This is a genomic window from Mycobacterium xenopi (assembly GCF_009936235.1).
In the GTDB taxonomy this organism is placed as follows: Bacteria; Actinomycetota; Actinomycetes; order Mycobacteriales; family Mycobacteriaceae; genus Mycobacterium; species Mycobacterium xenopi.
Genome location: NZ_AP022314.1, coordinates 4,024,297 through 4,047,177, shown reverse-complemented (window position 1 = coordinate 4,047,177; position 22,881 = coordinate 4,024,297). Strand labels below are relative to the sequence as shown.

General features: G+C 65.8%; 23 protein-coding genes. 17 read left to right on the top strand and 6 right to left on the bottom strand.

Annotated elements, in window-relative coordinates; genetic code table 11:
- Positions 1–72 precede the first annotated feature (72 nt).
- Positions 73–498, bottom strand: coding sequence for a DUF3060 domain-containing protein (locus MYXE_RS19305; protein WP_085198172.1), 426 nt, complete (start codon positions 496–498; stop codon positions 73–75).
- 37 nt (positions 499–535) lie between these two features.
- A complete protein-coding gene (locus MYXE_RS19300; RefSeq protein ID WP_085198175.1) occupies positions 536–913 on the bottom strand; it encodes a DUF3060 domain-containing protein in 378 nt (125 codons plus the stop codon).
- A 247-nt stretch (positions 914–1,160) separates the two neighbouring features.
- On the opposite strand from MYXE_RS19300, the gene MYXE_RS19295 reads away from it, so the two are divergent.
- From MYXE_RS19295 to MYXE_RS19260, 8 genes are all read left to right on the top strand, one after another.
- Positions 1,161–1,832 (top strand): TetR/AcrR family transcriptional regulator, encoded by a 672-nt coding sequence (locus MYXE_RS19295; protein ID WP_085198177.1) that lies wholly within the window; start codon positions 1,161–1,163, stop codon positions 1,830–1,832.
- A 211-nt stretch (positions 1,833–2,043) separates the two neighbouring features.
- Entirely contained in the window at positions 2,044–2,418 is a 375-nt protein-coding gene (gene rpsL / locus MYXE_RS19290; protein WP_003923350.1) for a 30S ribosomal protein S12, read from the top strand.
- Positions 2,418–2,888 carry a 30S ribosomal protein S7 gene (rpsG, locus tag MYXE_RS19285; protein ID WP_003923351.1) on the top strand — a complete coding sequence of 157 codons (471 nt, stop codon included), beginning with the start codon at positions 2,418–2,420 and terminating at the stop codon, positions 2,886–2,888. The genes rpsL and rpsG overlap by 1 nt, the downstream gene beginning before the upstream one ends.
- An 81-nt stretch (positions 2,889–2,969) precedes the next feature.
- Complete coding sequence (gene fusA, locus MYXE_RS19280) at positions 2,970–5,075, top strand: elongation factor G (RefSeq protein WP_003923353.1); 2,106 nt, start codon at positions 2,970–2,972, stop codon at positions 5,073–5,075.
- An 81-nt stretch (positions 5,076–5,156) separates the two neighbouring features.
- Complete coding sequence (gene tuf, locus MYXE_RS19275; protein ID WP_003923354.1) at positions 5,157–6,347, top strand: elongation factor Tu; 1,191 nt, start codon at positions 5,157–5,159, stop codon at positions 6,345–6,347.
- A gap of 117 nt (positions 6,348–6,464) precedes the next feature.
- Positions 6,465–7,298, top strand: a complete 834-nt coding sequence (locus MYXE_RS19270; RefSeq protein ID WP_085198217.1) for an SHOCT domain-containing protein — start codon at positions 6,465–6,467, stop codon at positions 7,296–7,298.
- Between the two features lie 83 nt (positions 7,299–7,381).
- The gene (locus MYXE_RS19265; protein WP_085198180.1) at positions 7,382–8,209 is read left to right on the top strand and encodes a mycofactocin-coupled SDR family oxidoreductase; all 828 of its coding nucleotides are present in this window, start codon (positions 7,382–7,384) and stop codon (positions 8,207–8,209) included.
- Positions 8,210–8,260: 51 nt separating this feature from the next.
- Positions 8,261–9,451, top strand: coding sequence for an NAD(P)/FAD-dependent oxidoreductase (locus MYXE_RS19260; RefSeq protein ID WP_085198182.1), 1,191 nt, complete (start codon positions 8,261–8,263; stop codon positions 9,449–9,451).
- A gap of 54 nt (positions 9,452–9,505) precedes the next feature.
- On the opposite strand, the gene MYXE_RS19255 is transcribed toward MYXE_RS19260, so the two are convergent.
- Both MYXE_RS19255 and mftR read right to left on the bottom strand, forming a co-directional pair.
- A complete protein-coding gene (locus MYXE_RS19255) occupies positions 9,506–10,555 on the bottom strand; it encodes a DUF2332 domain-containing protein (protein WP_003923358.1) in 1,050 nt (349 codons plus the stop codon).
- Positions 10,552–11,148 (bottom strand): mycofactocin system transcriptional regulator, encoded by a 597-nt coding sequence (gene mftR, locus MYXE_RS19250; protein ID WP_085198185.1) that lies wholly within the window; start codon positions 11,146–11,148, stop codon positions 10,552–10,554. Before mftR ends, MYXE_RS19255 begins: the two co-directional genes overlap by 4 nt.
- A 98-nt stretch (positions 11,149–11,246) precedes the next feature.
- On the opposite strand from mftR, the gene mftA reads away from it, so the two are divergent.
- The 7 genes from mftA (at position 11,247) to mftG (ending at position 17,743) form a co-directional block, all read left to right on the top strand.
- A complete protein-coding gene (gene mftA, locus MYXE_RS19245; RefSeq protein ID WP_039891439.1) occupies positions 11,247–11,336 on the top strand; it encodes a mycofactocin precursor MftA in 90 nt (29 codons plus the stop codon).
- An 8-nt stretch (positions 11,337–11,344) separates the two neighbouring features.
- Positions 11,345–11,638 carry a mycofactocin biosynthesis chaperone MftB gene (mftB, locus tag MYXE_RS19240; RefSeq protein WP_085198220.1) on the top strand — a complete coding sequence of 98 codons (294 nt, stop codon included), beginning with the start codon at positions 11,345–11,347 and terminating at the stop codon, positions 11,636–11,638.
- Positions 11,635–12,804, top strand: coding sequence for a mycofactocin radical SAM maturase (gene mftC / locus MYXE_RS19235; protein WP_003923363.1), 1,170 nt, complete (start codon positions 11,635–11,637; stop codon positions 12,802–12,804). Before mftB ends, mftC begins: the two co-directional genes overlap by 4 nt.
- Positions 12,805–12,807: 3 nt before the next feature.
- Entirely contained in the window at positions 12,808–14,001 is a 1,194-nt protein-coding gene (gene mftD / locus MYXE_RS19230) for a pre-mycofactocin synthase MftD (protein ID WP_003923364.1), read from the top strand.
- Between the two features lie 126 nt (positions 14,002–14,127).
- On the top strand, positions 14,128–14,880 hold the full coding sequence (mftE, locus tag MYXE_RS19225) for a mycofactocin biosynthesis peptidyl-dipeptidase MftE (protein WP_085198187.1): 753 nt from the start codon (positions 14,128–14,130) through the stop codon (positions 14,878–14,880).
- The gene (mftF, locus tag MYXE_RS19220; RefSeq protein WP_085198189.1) at positions 14,877–16,289 is read left to right on the top strand and encodes a mycofactocin biosynthesis glycosyltransferase MftF; all 1,413 of its coding nucleotides are present in this window, start codon (positions 14,877–14,879) and stop codon (positions 16,287–16,289) included. The genes mftE and mftF overlap by 4 nt, the downstream gene beginning before the upstream one ends.
- Positions 16,290–16,297: 8 nt before the next feature.
- Complete coding sequence (mftG, locus tag MYXE_RS19215) at positions 16,298–17,743, top strand: mycofactocin dehydrogenase MftG (RefSeq protein ID WP_085198192.1); 1,446 nt, start codon at positions 16,298–16,300, stop codon at positions 17,741–17,743.
- Here mftG and MYXE_RS19210 read toward each other — a convergent pair.
- Positions 17,660–19,324, bottom strand: coding sequence for an MFS transporter (locus MYXE_RS19210; RefSeq protein ID WP_085198195.1), 1,665 nt, complete (start codon positions 19,322–19,324; stop codon positions 17,660–17,662). The two genes, mftG and MYXE_RS19210, sit on opposite strands and share 84 nt — an antisense overlap.
- 189 nt (positions 19,325–19,513) lie before the next feature.
- Between MYXE_RS19210 and MYXE_RS19205 the strand changes: the two genes are divergently transcribed.
- Positions 19,514–20,101: a TetR/AcrR family transcriptional regulator gene (locus tag MYXE_RS19205; RefSeq protein ID WP_232061861.1), complete on the top strand. Its 588-nt coding sequence runs from the start codon at positions 19,514–19,516 to the stop codon at positions 20,099–20,101.
- Here the strand turns inward: MYXE_RS19205 and MYXE_RS19200 are convergent.
- Complete coding sequence (locus MYXE_RS19200; protein WP_003923370.1) at positions 20,040–21,290, bottom strand: cytochrome P450; 1,251 nt, start codon at positions 21,288–21,290, stop codon at positions 20,040–20,042. The two genes, MYXE_RS19205 and MYXE_RS19200, sit on opposite strands and share 62 nt — an antisense overlap.
- Before the next feature lie 186 nt (positions 21,291–21,476).
- Between MYXE_RS19200 and MYXE_RS19195 the strand changes: the two genes are divergently transcribed.
- Positions 21,477–22,838, top strand: a complete 1,362-nt coding sequence (locus MYXE_RS19195) for a carboxylesterase/lipase family protein (protein WP_161552122.1) — start codon at positions 21,477–21,479, stop codon at positions 22,836–22,838.
- Positions 22,839–22,881: the final 43 nt, after the last annotated feature.

Genomic DNA, 22,881 nt, shown 5'->3' with positions numbered 1-22,881 from the left:
AGGCCGCCGAAACCGATGCGTTTCAGGGGCTTTCGCGTCTGCTGGCCGGACCGGGCTTGGCGAACACCGCTGTCAGCCCTTGGTGATGGTGTTGTTAGAGCCCAGGTTTTCCACTTTCGGGTCACCGGACTTATAGGTGACGGTGTTGTTGAGCCCCACAACGCTAAGCTGTTTGTCCACCTTGTCGAAGGTGATCTTGTTGTCGGCGCCGCCGATACTTACCGACGAGCAAGTGCCTTTCACGGTCAGCGTGTTGTTGGAACCGCCCACGTTGAGCGATTTGCCGTCAGCGCAGTCGAGATCGGCGGTAGTTCCGAAGGACCCGTAGTTGAGAGTGTTGCCGACCTCGAATTGGGCGGTCGAGCTGCCCGAGGTGGTCGTGGTCGACGGGGCCGCGCCCTTGTTCTTCGGGCCACACCCGGCCAGGCCGGCGACCGCGAGCACGATGGACAATGCCAAAACCAGCGTCGCCGCTGTCGATCTGGGGAAGTCGCGCATTGCTCCTCGCTTCGTCAACTGTCAGGGGTGGCGACGTTCACGCCGGGACTCGGTCGATGCGGTTGGGCATTCCCAGTTCGCGGCCCCGGTCCCAGATAAACGGCTCGCCGTTGCGGAAATACACCGTTTCGTCCCAGCCGTAGACCGTGATGTCGTTGACGACGGTCTCGGCGATGACGGTATTGCCCGAACCCATCATCGTCACGGCCCAGCACGTTCCCAGCGCGTTGACGGTATTCGAAGTGCCGTCGACCAACAGCGTGGAGTCGTTGCAGTCCACGGTCTGGTTGACGCCTTGCCCCGTGACATGGGTATCACCGTTTTTGGCGTGCGCGGCCGGCACGCCGACGGTCAGCGCGGCAGAAACGGCGACCGCACAGGCAGCCAGCGCGCCGCTGACGGTTCTCCGGTTCACTGCGAGCCCCTCTGCCCTTGCAAGTGGTCTGACCGACTGAGCCTACGTGCATTCGCGTACACGCTGGCTGACTTCGCCCATTTGACATCCACCTTGACATCCGCCACGCCGTCGGGCCCGCGCGGTGGTCTTCTACCCGCCTCGTCGCCCGGTGTGATGGCCCGACTCCTGCGCGCGCCGCTCCGCTGCGCGTGGTCGTCCGGCTAGAGTTCTTTGCTGACCTCGGACCCATCGAAGGGCGATCGCCATGGCAGCTCAGCCGGAACCGCCGTCAACGGGCGGTCGTTCGCGCGCGGGCGGGCGGACTCCCGCGCGCCCAGCCAAGCTCAGCCGCGAGGTCGTCGTCAACGCCGCACTGACGTTTCTGGACCGCGAAGGCTGGGACGCGCTGACCATCAATGCGTTGGCGACCCAGCTGGGAACCAAGGGTCCGTCGCTGTACAACCACGTGGACAGCCTGGAGGACCTGCGCCGCACGGTGCGGATGCGGGTCATCGACGACATCATCACGATGCTGCATCGCGTCGGCGAAGGCCGGGCCCGCGACGACGCGGTGCTGGTAATGGCCAGCGCCTACCGCAGCTATGCCCACCACCATCCCGGTCGGTACGCGGCGTTCACCCGCATGCCGCCGGGCGGCGACGACCCCGAGTACACGGCTGCCACCAGGGCCGCGGCGGCGCCGGTGATCGCGGTGTTGTCCTCTTACGGTCTTGACGGCGAGGAAGCCTTCTACGCAGCGCTGGAGTTCTGGTCCGCATTGCACGGGTTCGTGCTGCTGGAGATGACCGGGGTCATGGACGATATCGACACCGACGCTGTGTTCACCGATATGGTGCTGCGACTGGCCGCTGGCCTGGAACGCCGCAGCGGACCTGCCGAAAGCGGTTCCGCGGCCGGGCGCTCAGCGTCGCTTTGACCTGCCCGACCAGCGGCGGGTATTGTGGTTGCTCGTGCCTGGCGGCTCAAGGCGCTGGTAAGGCGCGCACGCCGGGCCAATTCGCATGTCCACGACGCCACGGATCGTCCCGGGGCAACCGCATGCGACACTCCCGGCCGCGGGGGACCGTGGCGGGGCATAACTGCAGTACACAGACTTGGATCGAGAGCGCAACACAGGAAGCCGGTAGATGCCAACCATTCAGCAGCTGGTCCGCAAGGGTCGCCGCGACAAGATCGGCAAGGTCAAGACTGCGGCCCTGAAAGGCAGCCCGCAGCGCCGCGGCGTGTGCACCCGCGTGTACACCACCACCCCGAAGAAGCCGAACTCGGCACTTCGGAAGGTGGCGCGCGTCAAGCTGACCAGCCAGGTTGAGGTCACCGCCTACATTCCCGGCGAGGGCCACAATTTGCAGGAGCACTCGATGGTCCTGGTGCGCGGCGGCCGGGTCAAGGATCTGCCCGGTGTGCGGTACAAGATCATCCGGGGCTCGCTCGACACCCAGGGGGTCAAGAACCGCAAGCAGGCTCGCAGCCGCTACGGCGCCAAGAAGGAGAAGGGCTGATGCCGCGCAAGGGGCCCGCGCCCAAGCGTCCGCTGGTCAACGATCCGGTTTACGGATCGCAGCTCGTCACCCAGCTGGTGAACAAAGTTCTCATGAGGGGGAAGAAATCGCTTGCCGAACGCATTGTTTACGGTGCGCTCGAACATGCTCGTGAAAAGACGGGTACCGACCCTGTCATCACGCTCAAGCGTGCCCTCGACAATGTCAGGCCGGCGTTGGAGGTCCGCAGCCGGCGGGTCGGCGGTGCCACCTACCAGGTGCCCGTCGAGGTGCGCCCGGACCGGTCCACCACGCTGGCGCTGCGCTGGCTGGTCAATTACTCCCGGCAGCGCCGCGAAAAGACCATGGTCGAGCGTCTGGCAAACGAGATCTTGGATGCCAGCAACGGCCTCGGGGCCTCGGTCAAACGGCGCGAGGACACCCACAAGATGGCCGAGGCAAACCGCGCTTTCGCGCATTATCGCTGGTAAGAGTCGCCGGCGTCGGGGCCGGTGACGAGAACGACAGCAAACGACGTACTAGAAGCAACGACAAAGAGTGGGAAGACTTCTGTGGCACAGAAGGACGTGCTGACTGACCTGAGCAAGGTCCGCAACTTCGGCATCATGGCGCACATCGACGCCGGGAAGACGACGACGACCGAGCGGATCCTGTACTACACGGGCATCAACTACAAGATCGGTGAGGTGCACGACGGCGCCGCCACCATGGACTGGATGGAGCAGGAGCAAGAGCGGGGGATCACCATCACCTCCGCTGCCACCACCACCTTCTGGAAGGGCAACCAGCTCAACATCATCGACACCCCCGGCCACGTCGACTTCACCGTCGAGGTGGAGCGCAACCTGCGGGTGCTCGACGGCGCCGTGGCGGTGTTCGACGGCAAGGAAGGCGTCGAGCCGCAGTCCGAGCAGGTGTGGCGGCAGGCCGACAAATACAACGTCCCGCGGATCTGCTTCGTCAACAAGATGGACAAGATCGGCGCCGACTTCTACTTCTCCGTCAAGACGATGCACGAGCGGCTCGGCGCCAACGCGGTGCCGATCCAGTTGCCGATCGGCTCGGAGAACGAGTTCGAAGGCGTCGTCGACCTGGTCGAGATGAACGCCAAAGTATGGCGCGGCGAAACCAAACTCGGCGAGCGCTACGACGTCGTCGACATCCCGGCCGAGCTGGCCGAGACCGCCGAGGAGTACCGCACCAAGCTGGTGGAGACCGTGGCGGAGTCCGACGAGCACCTGCTCGAGAAGTACGTCGGCGGCGAGGAGATCACCGTCGACGAGATCAAGGCCGCGATCCGCAAGCTGACCATCGCCAGCGAGATCTACCCGGTGCTGTGCGGCAGCGCGTTCAAGAACAAGGGCGTGCAGCCGATGCTCGACGCGGTCGTCGACTACTTGCCCTCGCCGCTGGATCTGCCGCCCGCGATCGGGCACGCGCCCGGTCACGAGGACATCGAGGTGGTGCGCCACGCGAGCACCGACGAACCGTTCTCGGCGCTGGCGTTCAAGATCGCCACGCACCCGTTCTTCGGCAAGCTGACCTACATCCGTGTCTACTCGGGCACCGTGGAGTCGGGCAGCCAGGTCATCAACGCCACCAAGGGCAAAAAGGAACGGCTGGGCAAGCTGTTTCAGATGCACTCCAACAAGGAGAACCCCGTCGAGAGGGCAAGTGCGGGCCACATCTACGCGGTGATCGGGCTGAAGGACACCACCACCGGCGACACGCTGTCCGACCCGAACGAGCAGATCGTGCTGGAGTCGATGACGTTCCCCGACCCGGTGATCGAGGTGGCCATCGAACCCAAGACCAAGAGCGACCAGGAAAAGCTCTCCGCGTCGATCCAGAAGCTGGCCGAGGAGGACCCCACCTTCAAGGTGCACCTGGACTCCGAGACCGGCCAGACCGTGATCGGCGGGATGGGCGAGCTGCACCTGGACATCCTGGTCGACCGCATGCGCCGCGAATTCAAGGTCGAGGCCAACGTCGGCAAGCCGCAGGTGGCGTACAAGGAGACGATCCGCCGCAAGGTGGAGCACGTCGAGTACACCCACAAGAAGCAGACCGGCGGCTCCGGCCAGTACGCCAAGGTGATCATCACCGTCGAGCCGTTCAAGGGCGAGGACGGTGCCACCTACGAATTCGAGAACAAGGTCACCGGGGGGCGCATCCCGCGCGAGTACATCCCATCGGTGGACGCCGGCGCCCAGGACGCCATGCAATACGGTGTGCTGGCCGGCTACCCGCTGGTGAACCTCAAGGTGACGTTGGAAGACGGCGCCTTCCACGAGGTGGACTCCTCGGAAATGGCGTTCAAGATCGCCGGCGCGCAGGCGCTGAAGAAGGCCGCCGCTGCGGCCCAGCCGGTGATCCTCGAGCCGATCATGGCTGTCGAGGTCCTCACCCCGGAGGACTACATGGGCGACGTGATCGGCGACCTGAACTCCCGCCGTGGTCAGATCCAGGCCATGGAGGAGCGGGCAGGCACACGCGTCGTCAAGGCGCACGTGCCGCTGTCGGAGATGTTCGGCTACGTCGGCGACCTGAGGTCAAAGACCCAAGGCCGGGCGAACTACTCCATGGTGTTCGACTCCTACGCCGAAGTGCCGGCGCAGGTGTCGAAGGAAATCATCGCGAAGGCGACGGGCCAGTAAGGTTCCGTCTCGTACCGCGGCACAACTGAAAACATCCACACTGCTTTAACAAGCACCAACAAGTCCAGGAGGACACTGAAAGTGGCGAAGGCGAAGTTCCAGCGGACGAAGCCGCACGTCAACATCGGGACCATCGGTCACATTGACCACGGCAAGACCACGCTGACCGCGGCGATCACCAAGGTTCTGCACGACAAGTTTCCCGACGTGAACGAGACGAAGGCGTTCGACCAGATCGACAACGCGCCCGAGGAGCGTCAGCGCGGTATCACCATCAACATCGCGCACGTGGAGTACCAGACCGAAAAGCGCCACTACGCTCACGTCGACGCGCCCGGCCACGCCGACTACATCAAGAACATGATCACCGGCGCCGCCCAAATGGACGGGGCCATCCTGGTGGTCGCGGCCAACGACGGCCCGATGCCGCAGACCCGCGAGCACGTGCTGCTGGCCCGCCAGGTCGGTGTCCCCTACATCCTGGTCGCACTGAACAAGGCCGACATGGTCGAGGACGAGGAGTTGCTCGAGCTCGTCGAAATGGAGGTCCGTGAGCTGCTCGCGGCTCAGGAGTTCGACGAGGACGCCCCGGTTGTGCGGGTTTCCGCGCTGAAGGCGCTCGAGGGCGACCCGAAGTGGGTGGCGAGCATCGAGGAGCTGATGCAGGCGGTCGACGAGTCGATTCCTGACCCGGTTCGCGACATCGACAAGCCGTTCCTGATGCCGATCGAAGACGTGTTCACCATCACCGGCCGCGGCACCGTGGTCACCGGCCGGGTCGAGCGCGGCGTGATCAATGTCAACGAGGAGGTCGAGATCGTCGGCATCCGTCCGTCGACGACGAAGACCACCGTCACCGGCGTGGAGATGTTCCGCAAGCTGCTCGACCAGGGCCAGGCGGGCGACAACGTCGGTCTGCTGCTGCGCGGCGTCAAGCGTGAGGAAGTCGAGCGTGGCCAGGTAGTCACCAAGCCCGGGACCATCACACCGCACACCGAGTTCGAGGGCCAGGTCTACGTGCTGTCGAAGGACGAGGGCGGGCGGCACACGCCGTTCTTCAACAACTACCGTCCGCAGTTCTACTTCCGCACCACCGACGTGACCGGTGTGGTGACGCTGCCGGAAGGCACCGAGATGGTGATGCCCGGTGACAACACCAACATCAAGGTCAAGCTGATCCAGCCCGTCGCGATGGACGAAGGTCTGCGCTTCGCCATCCGTGAGGGCGGACGCACCGTCGGCGCCGGCCGGGTGACCAAGATCATCAAGTAGTTCCTGCGCGAGCAGACGCTGAGGCCCCCGAAATCTGGTCATTTCGGGGGCCTTAGCGTCTGCTCGGCGTAATACTCTGCTGAACGCGATCAGGCCCCAAACGACGGGAGCATGGCGATGTTGTGGCGCTACGTGAAATGTCAGCTCATGGTCCTGCTCTGCGGCGGCCTGGTCGGACCGATCTTCTTGTTCACCTACTTTGGCCTGGGCCAAAGCAGCCTGGTGAAGTGGATGTTCTACGCCGGCCTGCTGATCACCGCGGCCGACGTGCTGATCGCACTGGCGTTGGCCAACTATGGTGCGAAATCGTCGGCCAAGGCCGCCGCGCTCGAACAGAGCGGAGTGTTGGCGCTGGCCCAGATCATGGGCATCACCGAGACCGGAACTCGCATCAACGAGCAGCCGCTGGTCAAGTTGGACCTGCGCATCTCCGGGCCGGGCTTCGAGCCATTCGACAGCCAAGACCGGGTGATCGCCAGCGTTAGCCGGTTGGGCAACATCACGTCGCGCAAGCTGGTGGTGCTTGTCGACCCCACGACCCGGGACTACCGGATCGACTGGGAGCGAAGCGCTTTGGTCAACGGTCTGGTTCCTGCCCAGTTCACGGTGGCTGAAGACAACCAGACATATGACTTGAGCGGGCAGGCCGGGCCACTGATGGAGATCTTGCAGATCCTCAAGGCCAATAACGTTCCGCTGAACCGGATGGTCGACGTGCGGTCGAACCCGGTGTTGCGCCAACAGATTCAGGCGGTGGTGCGGCGGGCGGCAAGCCAGGCCGCGCAACCCACCGCGGCCGGCGCGCCGGTATCGGCGGCGGGCCCAGTCGATCCCGCACCGGAACCTTCGATCGGTGAACGCTTGCAGGAGTTGGAAGGCCTGCACAACTCGGGCGCGCTCACCGACGAGGAGTACGCGGCCAAGCGCGCACAAATCATCGCCGAAATCTGAGCCCAACCGGCAGCCGGGTCGCCGCGTGTAACACGTTTCAGTTCCGCTGCTAGCCTGATCGCTGACCGACGAAAGGACGGGCGATGGCTGGCGGTAACGGCACGCTGCGCGGACAAGTGGCATTTATCACCGGCGCCGCCCGCGGCCAGGGACGCGCGCACGCGGTGCGACTGGCGCGCGAAGGCGCCGACATCATCGCGCTGGACATCTGCGCACCGGTCTCTGACACCATCACCTATCCGGCGGCCACCCCCGAGGATCTCGCTGAAACAGTGCGCGCTGTGGAAGCCGAGGGGCGCAAGGTGCTGGCGCGCCAGGTCGACATCCGCGACGACGAGGCCCTGCGCCAACTGGTGGCTGACGGAGTCGAGCAGTTCGGCCGCCTCGACATCTTGGTGGCCAATGCCGGGGTATTGGGCTGGGGCCGGGTCTGGGAGCTGACCGACGAGCAATGGGACACCGTCATCGGGGTCAACTTGACGGGCACGTGGCGCACCCTGCGCGCGGTGGTGCCCGTGATGATCGCAGCCGGCAACGGCGGCTCGATCGTGGTGGTCAGCTCGGCCGCCGGGGTGAAGGCCACCCCGGGTAACGGGCACTACGCGGCCGCCAAGTACGGGCTTGTCGGGCTGACCAACACCCTGGCGCTTGAGCTCGGCGAGTTCGGCATCCGGGTCAATTCCATCCACCCCTATTCGGTGGACACCCCGATGATCGAGACCGACGCGCTGATCCAGCTGCTCGCCAAGCATCCCAGCTATCGGCACAGCTTTCCGCCAATGCCGTTGCAGCCCAAGGGATTTATGACTCCCGAAGAGGTCGCCGATGTGGTCGTGTGGCTGGCTGGTGACGGGTCGGCGACGTTGTCGGGCGCGCAGATACCCGTCGACAAGGGCGTGTTGAAGTACTGACGGCGCCGACCGCATAGCGGGCTGGCCTCCAGCCTGCCGTCGCCGTCGTGTATGAAACTCCACGTGACCGCAAGCGCAAACGGGGTAGTGATCGTCGGCGGCGGCCTGGCTGCGGCCCGCACCGCTGAGCAACTGCGCCGGGCCAACTACACGGGCCCCATCACCATCGTCAGCGACGAGGTTCATCTGCCCTACGATCGGCCTCCGCTGTCCAAGGAAGTTCTGCGCAGCGAAGTCGACGACGTGACCCTCAAGCCGCGCGAGTTCTACGACGAGCACCGCATCACCCTGCGGCTGGGTTCGGCCGCCACCAGCCTGGACACCGCCGCGCAGACGGTGACCCTGGACGACGGGACCGTGCTCGGTTACGACCAGCTCGTCATCGCGACCGGTCTGGTGCCGCGGCGCATCCCGTCGTTTCCTGACCTGGAGGGCATCCGGGTGTTGCGGTCCTACGACGAGAGCATCGCGCTGCGCCGGCATGCCTCCGAAGCCCGACACGCCGTGGTGGTCGGGGCCGGCTTCATCGGCTGCGAAGTGGCCGCCAGCCTGCGCGGGCTGGGGGTCGACGTGGCGTTGGTGGAACCGCAGCCGGCGCCGTTGGCCGGGGTGCTCGGCGTGCAGATCGGCGAGTTGGTGGCGCGACTGCACCGGGCCGAGGGTGTCGATGTGCGCACCGAGGTCGCGGTGGCCGAGGTGCGCGGTGACGGCCATGTCGACAGTGTCGTCCTCACCGACGGCGTCGAGCTGACAGCCGACCTGGTGGTGGTCGGCATCGGGTCGCGGCCCGCCACCGAGTGGCTAGCCGGCAGCGGAATCAAAGTCGACAACGGTGTCATCTGCGATGAGGCCGGTCATACCAGCGCACCCAACGTCTGGGCGCTCGGCGACGTCGCCTCGTGGCGCAACCCGACGGGACACCAAGTGCGGGTGGAACACTGGAGCAACGTTGCCGAACAGGCCCGAGTCGTGGTGCCAGCGATGCTGGGCCGGCCGGCGCCGTCACACGTGGTCGTCCCCTACTTCTGGAGCGACCAGTACGACATCAAAATCCAATGTCTAGGCGAACCACAGGCCACCGACATCGTGCATCTGGTCGAAGACGACGGCCGCAAATTCCTGGCCTACTACGAGCGCGACGGCATCGTCGCCGGCGTGGTCGGCGCCGGCATGCCGGGCAAGGTGATGAAGACCCGCGCCAAGATCGCCGGCGCCGCGCCGATCGCCGAGGTGCTGGCGTAGATCGCCCGGGTCGGATCCATTGAGCTCCGGGGCTCGCCACAAATCATGCGCCCGCTACTCCCAGACCACCGGCGGGCCGTGCGGCGCGCATTCGGCCAGGATCCGATCGTCGCCGCCCGGCCAGCTGCGAACTCGCAGCAAGAAGGTGTGCGGAGTGCCGGGGGTGCGGCGTTGCGGCTCGAGCATGAGGTGGGCGAACGGGGAGGCGTCGGCCGCTTGCGCGGCGACGCCGCCGATGCCGGTGCGAACCGCCGCCTGTTCGGCCGGCGAAAGGTATTGCCAGGTAATCGAATGCCACAACACGGTTACCGCGCCGTCGGCGACGGTTAGTTCGGCGACCGCCTCGGCGGCGCTGCTGCGCTGCAGTCGCGCCGGAACTTGCCGGGCGATGCTGATCGCGCCCCGCAGCCGGTCCATGCGCGTGGTCATGTCCGGCCAGACGTAACTCAACAGTGTCAGTTCGCCTTCGGAGCTGGTGGCGTCGATCGGCGCGATGTCGTAGCCGTGCCGCTCGACGATTCGCACGTCGTCGGTGGGCGGTAGCTTGCCGCGCCAGGCGTCGTCGATCCTCACCGGCGAGTCGGGTGGGCCCCACTGGCCGCCGGGATAGCAGTAGCGGTAGCGGTCGGCGCGCAGGTTCAGCCCTGCACTGGCTCCGATTTCGAAAAGCCTTACCGGAAGCTGGAATTGACGTGTGAGGATCAACAGGCCGCCGATCAGTGCGGCCGATCTGCCGACCTCGTTGGTCTGCGGTGGTTGGTCGAGGGCAGCGCGCAGCGTGCCGGTGTGTTCTGCGGCTGTCGTGGCGATATCCGGCCAGGCCCTCTCGGCATTCCAGCGGCCTCCCGTACTCGGATACCACCGGCGCAATGTCGCGGCGCGGCCGTCGAGCACCAGTCGGTGCAGCCCGCCGAGCACTCGCAGCGGCACCGCCTGCCGGCCCGGATCGTTTTCGTGACCGGACAACACGGTCGCGAATACCCCGCCGGCCTGGACGTCGGCGGCCACGCGGTCGAGCAGTTCGCCGTACATCGGCGAGCCCAACGCAGCACAGGCTCGAGCCTGCGACCGCAGAGTGGTCACCAGGTGCTCTGTTCCGCTCACCGCTGCAGCCGGTCCAAACCCGAGCCGATCACGTCGAACGCGTCGCCGAGCGCCTGGGGCAGCGAGACCGATTCGTCGTCGAGCCAGTGCTCGTAGGCACTCAACGCCACTCCGAGCAGCATCCAGGCGACGGTCTGCGGCAACAAATCGGTGGTCGTGGTGCCCGTTCGCCGGGCCACGAACGCGGCGATCACCTCCCGCCACCCGGCATACATCGTCATCGAGTAGGCCTGTAATTCGGCGGTCTGCAAGATGACCCGCATCCGCTGCCGATGCCGGCGGGTCTCCGACTCGTCGAACGTGTTGAACGCCAACAGCGCCGCGCGCAGGGCCTCGCCCAACGGCACATCCGGGCCAACCTGGTCGAGCAGCTCGCGCAAGTGCTGCAGGTGTGCGTCGAAGTCTCCCCACGGGATGGCGTTCTTGGACGGGTAGTAGCGAAAGAGCGTGCGGCGGGCGATCCCGGCGGCCTGCGCGACGTCATCGACGCTGACGTTCTCGAATCCCCGGGCGGCGAACAGCTGCAGCGCAACGTCGGTGATGTGATGCGGTGTCGTCGAACGGCGCCGGCCCAAACGGGACTCAGCGAGCATTTACCCCGCCCTTCCATTTCGGCACTCGATGCCATATTCTGTCGATGATTGTGGCCAGTTCGACCCCGACTTGTCGAGTCTGCAAGAAAGGCGGCTTCATGGAACACGAAACCGACACCGACACCGAGCTCGTCACCGAAACCCTGGTGGAAGAGGTGTCCATCGACGGCATGTGCGGGGTCTACTGACCGTGGCCGTGCCCGCGCCGGCTCACGTGGGATTCGATCCCGAGCAGGGCTGGCGACTGCATCCGCAAGTGGCGGTGCGGCCAGAGCCATTCGGCGCGCTGCTGTATCACTTCGGCACCCGCAAGCTGTCGTTTCTCAAAAATCGCACGATTCTCGCGGTGGTGCAGGCGCTGGATGACCATCCAAACGCTCGGTCGGCCTGTCGCGCAGCAGGACTCGACGATACCCAACTCGCGCCGTACCTGAAGGCCCTCGGCGTGCTCGCCGCGTCGAACATGGTCGTGCCCCGGGAGAGCCGGTGACAACGGCCGCGCCGGGCCTCGTCGAGCAGTTCGAACGCGGGCTAGCCGCGCCGATCTGCCTGACCTGGGAATTGACCTACGCCTGCAACCTGGCGTGCGTGCACTGTCTGTCGTCGTCGGGCAAACGCGACCCGCGGGAGCTCTCCACGCGGCAATGCAAGGACATCATCGACGAGTTGGAACGCATGCAGGTGTTCTATGTCAATATCGGCGGCGGCGAACCCACTGTGCGGCAGGACTTTTGGGATCTACTCGACTACGCCACCGCACACCACGTGGGCGTGAAGTTCTCCACCAACGGGGTTCGGATCACTCCCGAAGTGGCCGAGCGGCTGGCCGCCAGCGATTATGTCGATGTCCAGATTTCACTCGACGGCGCCACCGCTGAAGTCAACGACGCCATTCGCGGGCCCGGATCGTATGCGATGGCGGTGCGCGCGCTGGAAAACCTGGCGGCCGCAGGCTTTTCCGACGCCAAGATCTCCGTCGTGGCAACCCGTCACAACATCGACCAACTGGACGAATTCGCTTTGCTGGCAACGCGTTACGGTGCGACATTGCGAATTACCCGTTTGCGGCCCTCAGGCCGCGGGGCGGATGTCTGGGACGAGCTACACCCGACGCCCGAGCAGCAGATCCAGCTTTACAACTGGCTGGTCGCCAAGGGCGACCGGGTGTTGACGGGTGATTCGTTCTTTCATCTGTCCGGGCTGGGCACACCTGGCGCGCTGGCCGGGCTGAACATGTGCGGCGCCGGCCGGGTGGTGTGCCTGATCGACCCGGTGGGCGACGTGTATGCCTGCCCGTTCGCCATTCATGATCGCTTTCTCGCCGGAAATGTGCTGCGCGACGGTGGCTTTGACAATATCTGGAAGAATGCGCCGCTGTTTCGCGAGCTGCGCGAGCCGCAGTCGGCGGGCGCGTGCGCTAGCTGCGGGCACTACGACAGCTGCCGCGGCGGCTGCATGGCGGCGAAGTTCTTCACAGGCCTGCCGATTGATGGTCCCGATCCCGAATGTGTGCAAGGCCACGGTATTTCGGCGCTGACCGGTGAACGCGTCAAACCGCGACCGGCTGGTGACCACTCTCACCGACGGCGAACCACAGTGCCGCTGACGTTGTCCACCCGTCCACCCAAACGCCTTTGCAGCGAGAGCCCGGTCTAGACCATGGCCCGCAATCGTTGGTTCGAGACGGTCGCCATCGCCCAGCAGCGAGCCAAGCGTCGGCTTCCTAAGTCGGTCTACTCCTCGCTGGTTGCCGCCAGCGAGAAAGGGGTGACGGTCTCCGACAACGTCGAGGCATTCAGCGAACTGGGTTTCGCACCGCACGTGGTAGGCGCTGTCGACAAGCGGGATCTTTCCACAACGGTTATGGGGCAGCATATTTCGCTGCCGGTGATCATCTCGCCCACCGGTGTCCAAGCGGTCCATCCGGACGGCGAAGTCGCGGTGGCGCGGGCCGCGGCGGCGCGCGGCACGGCGATGGGCTTGTCGTCGTTTGCCAGCAAACCGATCGAGGAAGTCATCGCGGTCAACGACAAGCTGTTCTTCCAGATCTACTGGCTCGGTGGTCGGGATGCGATCGCCGAGCGGGTCGAACGGGCCCGCCAAGCCGGCGCGGTGGGCCTGATCGTCACCACCGATTGGACGTTCTCCCACGGCCGCGATTGGGGCAGCCCGAAGATTCCGGAAGAGATGAACCTGCGCACCATGCTGCGGTTGTCGCCGGAAGCGATCACGCGCCCCGGCTGGCTGTGGCAGTATGCGCGCACGCTGCGTCCACCGAACCTGCGGGTTCCCAACCAGGGCAAGCGCGGCGAGCCCGGCCCGCCCTTCTTTGCCGCTTACGGCGAATGGATGGCGACACCCCCGCCCACTTGGTCGGACATCGCGTGGCTGCGCGAATTGTGGGACGGTCCGTTCATGCTCAAAGGCATAGTGCGGGTCGATGACGCGAAAAGGGCTGTCGATGCCGGGGTTTCCGCTATCTCAGTGTCCAACCACGGCGGCAACAACCTGGACGGAACGCCGGCCACCATCCGTGCACTGCCAGCCGTAGCCGATGCGGTCGGCGACCAGGTGGAGGTTTTGCTGGACGGCGGTATCCGGCGCGGAAGTGATGTGGTCAAGGCGCTGGCACTAGGTGCGCGGGCGGTGATGATCGGCCGGGCCTACCTGTGGGGGCTGGCCGCCGCCGGCCAGCGCGGCGTGGAAAACGTTCTCGACATCCTGCGGTCGGGGATCGACTGCGCGCTGATGGGCCTGGGCCACGCGTCGGTGCACGACTTGGGCCTCGACGACGTCGTGATACCCCCCGGCTTTACCCGAGCGCTCGGCGTGCCAGCCACCCGGACTGGCTAGGCGCGCGGTGGCGGCGCGAACCCTGATACGGACGTGGCAGCCGTGGCTGAGGTGACCCCGGCGGGTGCTCCCAGGAAGGCGCGTCAAAAAAATTCGTCCAGAGAACCAACAACCGCTGCACCACAGGTGAATTCGTCCTACCATCGGCAAGTGGCTGTCTTGGCCGAACTCGGGGGCTCGACGTCGAGCCAGCTACAAAACATGTCGCCAGCAGTACTTATCCCCGTGGGGTCCACCGAGCAGCATGGGCCGCACCTCCCGCTGGACACCGACACGCGGATCGCCACCGCGGTCGCTGGCGCGGTGGCCGGGCGGCTCAGCGCACACCGCTCGAAGGATGCACGGCGTTGGCTGGTGGCTCCGGCCATCGCGTACGGAGACAGCGGGGAGCACCAAAGCTTCGCCGGAACGATCTCCATCGGCACGCACGCCCTGACAACGTTGCTGGTGGAGTACGGCAGGTCGGCAAGCGGCTGGGCTGATCGGCTCGCCTTTGTCAACGGCCACGGCGGCAACGTCACCGCGTTGCGTCAGGCAGTCACTTTGCTACGCGCCGAAGGGCGCGACGTCGGATGGTGCGCATGCACCGCGCAAGGCGGCGACGCTCACGCTGGCCACACCGAAACCTCGGTGCTGCTGCATCTTTCGCCGCTCGACGTGCTAACAGATCAGTGGTGCGCGGGCAATGGCACACCGTTGCGCGAGCTGCTGCCGTCGATGCGCCGGGGCGGGATGGCCGCGGTGAGTGAAGTCGGGGTGCTGGGCGACCCCACCACGGCGACCGCCGAGGAGGGCGAGCGGATCTTTGCTGAAATGGTCGACAGCTGTGTGCAGCGCGTGACCCGATGGGCTCCGGGCACCGACGGGATGCTGATATGACCCCGAGCCGGCTGCCAGACGGTTTCGCTGTGCAGGTCGACCGCCGCGTGCGGGTGCTCGGCCAGGGGTCGGCTCTGCTCGGTGGGTCTCCGACCCGGCTGCTGCGGTTGGCGCCGGCGGCCCGCGAGATGCTCGACGGTGGACGCCTGAAGGTCCATGATGCGGTCAGCGCCGAGCTGGCTCGCACGCTACTGGATGCGACCGTGGCTCATCCCCGGCCAGCGGGCGGCCCGTCGCACCGTGACGTCACTGTGGTAATCCCGGTGCGGGACAACCCTTCTGGTTTACGGCGGTTGGCGACATCGTTGCGTGGGCTGCGCATCGTCGTTGTTGACGACGGCTCGGTTGTCCCGGTTGAACAAGACGATTTTGCGGGAATGCACTGCGACATCGAGGTGCTGCGCCACGTTCGTAGCAGGGGGCCGGCGGCTGCGCGCAACACCGGCCTTGCCGCTTGCTCCACCGATTTCGTGGCGTTCCTGGATTCTGACGTGGTGCCACGCCGCGGCTGGTTGGAATCTCTGCTCGGCCATTTTTGCGACCCCACGGTCGCGCTGGTAGCCCCGCGCATCGTCGGTTTACCGCAAAGTGACCATCTGCTAGCGCGTTACGAGGCGGTGCGCTCCTCGCTGGACCTGGGTCAGCGGGAGGCCCCGGTCATGCCCTACGGGCCGGTCTCCTACGTTCCGAGCGCAGCAATCATCTGCCGTACCAAAGCATTGCGTGACGTCGGCGGGTTCGACGAGACGCTGCGGGCGGGCGAGGATGTCGACTTGTGTTGGCGTCTGGTGGAATCCGGCGCCAGGCTGCGCTACGAGCCCATTGCGCTGGTGGCGCATGACCACCGCACCGAGCTGCGCGATTGGCTTGCGCGCAAAGCGTTTTACGGCAGCTCTGCGGCCCCGCTGTCGGTTCGTCATCCGGACAAGACGGCACCGCTTGTGATCTCGGGCTCGGCGCTGGCAATGTGGATTCTGATGTCGATCGGCTCAGCGATCGGCTACCTGGCGTCGGTGGCCGTCGCCGCTTTGACCGGCCGACGAATCGCCCGCAAGATGCAGGGTCCCGAAACGCGGCTGTGGGATGTTGTGACCGTCGTGGTACGCGGCTTGTGGTCAGCCGCACTGCAATTGGCGTCAGCGATTTGCCGGCATTACTGGCCCGTCGCGCTGGGTGCTGCCATCGTGTCCCGGCACTGCCGACGCGCGGTGATCATCGCCGCGATCGTCGACGGCGTCGTGGATTGGGTCAATCACAAGGCCGACAGCGACGACGAAACCAGGCCCATCGGGCTGCTGCCCTACTTGGTGCTCAAACGTCTCGATGACCTGGTCTACGGCCTCGGTGTGTGGGGCGGGGTAGTGCGGGAGCGCAACATCGGTCCGCTCAAACCGCAAATCCGGACCTGACAGTCCCGTTGACCGCAGCGGGCCCGCGTAGCGATGTGCTGATCATCGGTGCGGGAAGCGCTGGATCTGTAGTGGCGGAACGGCTTTCCGGCGATCCCAGCTGTGTGGTGACGGTGTTGGAGGCCGGCACGGCGCTTGCTGATCCAGATTTGCTCGCCCAAACCGCGAACGGGTTGCAGTTGCCGATCGGAGCCGCAAGCCCATTGGTCCAGCGCTACGAGGCACAACTCACCGAGCAGCCGGCACGCAGGATGCCGATCGTGCGTGGGGCGACGGTCGGTGGTTCGGGCGCGGTCAACGGTGGCTACTTCTGCCGCGGCTTGCCACGTGACTTCGACCGGATTGAGGCGCCGGGGTGGGCATGGGTCGACGTCTTAGACCACTTTCGCGCTATCGAAACGGACCTGGATTTCGACGGCCCGGCACACGGCCGTGACGGCCCAATCCCGGTCCAGCGCACGCACGAAATGGTTGGTACCACACAAGTGTTCATCGAGGCAGCACACAGAGCGGGCTTTGCGTGGATCGCTGATCTGAACGACGTCGGTGGCTGGTCTGAGATGCCGGCAGGCGTGGGTGCTGTCCCGCTGAACATTGTCAACGGCGTGCGTACGGGGTCAGGCGCCGGCTATCTGCTGCCCGCGCTGAGTCGGCCCAATCTGAGGCTGCTGGCCCAGACGCGGGCGCTGCGGCTGCGATTTTCCGGTTCCCGTGTGGTCGGTGTCGATGCGGTCGGGCCGGGCGGGCCTATCACCGCGTTAGCTGACCGAATCGTATTGTGCGCTGGGGCAATTGAATCAGCTCATCTGCTGATGCTGTCGGGTATCGGCGACGCGGCGATGTTGCGGGCGGCCGGCGTGGATGTGGTGACACCGCTTCCGGTGGGGATGCATTGCACCGACCACCCGGAATGGGTGTTGCCGACCAACTGGGCGGTGGTGCCGCGTCGTCCGGTGCTCGAAGTGATATTGAGCACCGCCGACGACATCGAGATTCGGCCATACACAGGCGGTTTCGTTGCAATGGTGGGTGACGGCAGCGCGGGCCACCCGGATTGGCCGCACATCGGGGTTGCCCTCATGCAACCCCGGTCACGGGCCCGCGTCTCGCTGGTTTCCGCCGATCCGCGGGTGCCGCCGCGTATCGAGCTCCGCTATGACAGCGAGCCCGACGACATCGCGGCCCTGCGTCGCGGCAGCGAGTTGGCGCGTGAACTGGCCTGCGCGGCCGCCGAGGTTGGCACACCGCTGTGGTCGACGTCGCAACACCTCTGCGGCACTGCGCCCATGGGAACCGAACACGACCCCGTCGCCGTGGTCGACCACCGCTGCCGGGTGCGCGGAATCGAAGGTCTGTGGGTGGTGGACGGCTCAATCCTGCCGACCATCACCAGCCGTGGACCGCACGCCACCATCGTGATGCTGGCGCACCGGGCCGCCGAGTTCATCGAATGACTCGCCCGCCAGCCGGGCGGTGAGCCGGCGCATCAAGCGTAGTTGTTGCCCGTCACGTCCCGGTGCCCACAGGCCGATCAGTACCGCGGCTAGCGCGATAATCGCCGCTAGAACCAGAAACGACGACTCCATCGCCTGTAGGAAGGCGCTGCGGCTGAGCTCGGTGAGCTGCAAGCCCTGGGCGCCAAGGTTTCTGGAGATCTCAAGGGCCTGGGCCAGCGAATGCGAGGCAGGTCCGCGAAGTGGTTCCGGGAATGCGGCAAGGTGCGACGCGACGAGATGGCCGTACCTGGCCGCCAGGATCGATCCCGTCAACGCGATCCCCAACGCGGCACCCACTTCTCGGGTGGTGTCGTTGACCGCAGAGGCAACGCCCTGCTTCTCGTCAGGTACGGCCGCCATGATGGCCGATGTGGTCGGCGCAGTGCAGAAGCCGATCCCGCTGCTTATCACCAGCAGCGGCCAAACCATGTCCCAATACGGCGAGTCGATCTCGAGCACACGCGTCCACAAAAAGCCGGCCGATATCAGTAGCAATCCGGTGAACACCACCAGGCGCAGCCCAAGCCGAGGCACATACCATTGGGACAGCACAGAAAACGTCAGCATCGGAAGCATCAACGGGCTAAATGCCAAAGCGGTCTTGATCGGGCTGTAACCCATCACCAATTGGACGTATTGCATCATCGCGTAGAAGAAACCGAACATCGCCATGAAAAAGACCGTGATCGTCGCGGCTCCGGTGGCGAAATCAGGTTTGCCGAACAACCGAACGTCGAGCAGCGGATGCCGGCATCGCACCTCGACGAATCCGAAGATTGCCGCCAGCACGACACCGGCGCCAAGCGAGCCGCAAATCAGCGGGTCACTCCAGCCGCGCGCAGGCGCTTGAATCACGCCGAAGACGAAAACCGCGACGGCAATCCCGATCAATACTGCGCCCGGCCAGTCCAGCGGCGCGGCTTGGGGATCGCGTGACGAGGACACCGTGCACGCGAGTACGAAGATCAGCGCCGCGCCAGCCGCGAAAGCCCAGAAGATCGACTGCCACGGCCAGAAATACAGCAGTGCTCCGGATCCGAGCATGCCGATGACCGCGCCGCATCCGGCGACGCCCGCCCAAATGCCCACCGCCTTCATCCGTTCGTCATTGCGGTGAGCGGCGGTCAGCAGCGACAGGGTGGCGGGCATGATGAACGCCGCCCCGGCGCCGGCGACGGCGCGGGCCACGATGATCGGTAACGGGCTGGCGAATACCGTCGGCACCACGGACGCAATCGCGAAGATCGCCAGGCCCGCCAGCAGGGCTCCGCGCCGCCCGTAACGGTCACCAATGGCTCCGGCGGGCAACAGAAGACACGCCAACGTGACGGTGTAGCCGTCGACAATCCAGGTCAGCTGTGACTGGGCAGCCGAAGTCGCCACCGCGATATCACCGAGTGCGGTGTTCAGCGCGACCATGGACGCGATCACCAGGGACACGCCCAGGCAGGCCACGACCATCGTCCAGATTCGTGCGCGGTTGGAACCACATGGCACCGCGCCAGCACGTTGGTCACTCTGAGTGAGAAGATCGACCATTAAGGCGCGCCTCCTTTCGGCGGCGAAGCACTTTCGAGACTAACAGTCTCGTAGGTAGACGGGTAGTCTTTTTTTGGACGGGAGGTGGCACACATCACCGCGGGCAGTACCGATCCTCGACCAGCGCGTTCGCGTGCTCGGCTGCTGGAGGCGGCCACAGCGCTGCTACGCGCCGGAGGTCCCGGTGCGGTGACGATCGATGCGGTCACTCGCGGCGCCAACGTAGCCCGGGCGACGCTGTACCGCCACTTCCCGAGCGCAAACGATTTGCTCGCAGCAGCATTCAACAGCCTGCTGCCGCCCGCGCCGATGCCGCCGGCAGAGGGTTCGCTGCGCGACCGGCTCATCGCGTTAGTGCTGGCCGAGGCTGAATTGATCGCGGAGGCACCCGGCATGCTGGCCGCGATGTCCTGGATGGCGCTGGGCGGAGAGCTGCAGCGGCTGCCAGAACCCCGTCACACCCAGGCCGATAGTCCCGCGCTCACCACGCTGCGCGAGCGGATCGCCCAGCAGTACGCGGCCCCGTTTGACGCTATTTTCGACAGCCCCGAGGCCGCCGAGCTGGGCGAGATCGACCGCTCGCGCGCGATCGCGCTGCTAATCGGCCCGCTGGTGCTCGGCCGGTTGAGCACCTTGCCCGATTTCGACTACCGCGAGTGTGCCCGCGCCGCTGTCGACGGGTTCCTGCACGTGCAACGTAAGCAGCGCAAGGCGATCAGCGCAGCTCGTAGCGGATCGGCAGGTGCTTCAACCCGCCGACAAACACCGTCGCAATGAGCTCCGGTTCGCCATTCAGTTCAATCGATTTCAGCCGCGGCAGCAGCTCTGCGAAGAAGCTATTGACCTCCATGCGGGCCAGCGCGGCGCCCAAACAGAAGTGCACGCCATATCCAAAAGCCAAGTGTTTGTTGGGATCACGACCAACGTCGAAGCGGAACGGGTCGTGGAACACCTCTTCGTCGCGGTTGCCGGAAACGTAAGACAAATACACCGACTCGCCTTTGGCGATCGGCACTCCGCGGACGACAGTGTCCTCGGTTGCGGTGCGCATGAATTCCTTGACCGGCGTGACCCAGCGGATCATCTCCTCGGTGGCCAGCGGCATCAGATCAAGGTTGTCGGTGAGTCGCTTTCGTTGGTCTGGGTTTTCGATCAGCGCCTGCAGGCCGCCGGCAATGGTCGCGCTGGTGGTGTCGTGACCGGCGGTGGCGATGATCACGTAATACGACGCGGTCTCGACGTCCGACAGGGGTTCGCCGTCCACGCGGGCGTTGGCAATCGCGGAGGCCAGGTCCTCGGTTGGGTGCTCGCGCCGAGCCGCGGTCAGAGCGTTGAAATAGCCGAAGAAGTCGAGCAATACCTGGAGCTGTTCTTCGGGGGTGTTGCCGCGCTTGAACTCGGCGTCGTCGCCGCCGAAAAGCTCCTGGGTGAGCCTGAGCATCCTCGGGAAATCCGATTCCGGCAGGCCCAGCAGCGACATGATGACATACAGCGGGTAGTTCACCGCGACCTCCTGCACGAAGTCGCATTCGCCGTCGGCCGCCATCATCTTGTCGACGTAGATTTTGGCCAGCTCGTCGACGCGGACCTTCAGCGCGCGCATCGCCTTGGGCCGAAACCAGTCTGCGCCGATCGCACGGACTACGCGGTGCTGCGGGTCGTCCATGTGGATCAGCGTGCGTAGTCCCATCCCCGCTTCCAGCTGGGCCCGCGCGATGTCGTCGTTCTGCGCGGTCTGTAGCAGCGGTCGCGGTTCGTTGATCCACAAGTTGTTGTCCCGCTCGATTTCCATGATGTCGGCGTGTTTGGTGATCGCCCAGAACGGGCGGTACGGCGGACAATCCACCAGCGACACCGGTGCGTGGGCGCGCAGATGGGTCAGCGCCGCGTGAAGGCGCGGTTCGTCGGTGTAGGCGGTCGGGTCGGCAAATACTTTCGCAGCTTCGTCAATGATCGGGGCACTCATCTGACTCCTCGGGTCGCCGGCCATCATGGCCAGCATCAGTGTCGGTGATCGGCGACCACGCGGCAGCGATTTGCGTCGATCCGCTGGCCCGGCCTTGTCCTAGGCTCGGTTCGTGGTGATCGCACCGACGCTACGGCCACGGGCGGGCGCCGTCGCGCTGTTGGCGACGGCGCTGTTGGTTGCGGCGTGCGGTCAGGCGGCGTCCTGGCGCGGCAAAAATCGCCAGATCGCGCCAGTCCCGCAGACGCCGGGGTGGTGCGCACCGCCGCGGGCCTGGTGCGCGGTCAGGTCGCCGCGGATTACCGGCTTTTCCAAGGCATTCCATATGCGGCACCCCCGGTCGGACCGTTGCGCTGGCAGCCGCCGAGACCACCGGCGCCATGGCACGGAATGCGGGATGCGAGTAAGCCGGGCCCCCAGTGCATGCAGGAAAGCCGTGGCCGCAAGGCGACGAGCGAGGATTGCCTGACGCTCAACGTGTGGACCCCACCGCTCGGCGCGACCGCTGAGAAACACCCGGTGATGGTGTGGATTCACGGTGGCGGCTTCGTCAACGGCAGCGGCGACCTCTACAACTCACGGTGGCTGGTGGCGCAGGGCCACCTCGTCGTGGTCACCGTCAACTACCGCCTGGGCGCGCTCGGGTTTCTGGCCCACCCGTCGCTGGGCGCCGGCGATCGTGTCGGCAACTATGGCCTGGCCGACCAGCAGGCGGCGCTGCGCTGGGTTCGAGACAACATCGCCAGCTTCGGTGGGGATCCGACCCGAGTAACCATCGCCGGCGAATCGGCGGGTGCGATGTCGGTGTGTGACCATCTGGTGGCACCCGGTTCGGCAGGGCTGTTCCGGGCGGCCATCGTGCAGAGCGGTCCGTGCCAGGCGCAGGTCGACCTGGCGAGCGCACAGCGCACCAGCCTCGACTACGCGGCATCGGTGGGCTGCGCCGACCCCGCGACCGCCGCCCAGTGCCTGCGGGCGTTGCCGGCCGCGAAGCTGGCCCGGCCGCCGTGGTATTCGCGCATCGGCGATTCGGATTCGCTGTCCGGCCCGGTGACCGGGACAGCGACACTGCCGGTCGACCCGGTCGCCGCGTTCGGCGCCGGCCACGGGGCCAAGGTTCCGGTATTGATCGGCACCAACCAGGACGAGTTCACCATGTTCACTGCGCTGCGCTACCTGCGGTTGGGCCGGACCATGACAGCGGCGGAGTATCCGGGCGTGCTGGCCGATATCTTCGGCCCCGACGGTCGGGCGGTGGGGGCCCACTATCCGCCCGACCGCTACGGCGGCGACGTGTCGCTCGCCTACGCGGCCGCAGTGACCGACGGCGTCTTTGCCTGTGTCGCCGACCGAATCGGCGAAGCGCTGCGCCGGGGAGCACCCGTGTATGCCTACGAGTTCGACGACCGCGGGGCTCCGGCGCCCGAGCCGTTGCGCCGCGCGCCATTTCCGCTGGGCGCCAGCCACTCCCTGGAGCTGCGCTACCTGTTCGCCGTCGGCGGGGCGCCACCGCTAAGCCTAAATCCGTGGATGGTTCCGGTGATTTGATCGGCGTGTGAACAGCGAAAATGCCTTCTGAACTGGGACAATA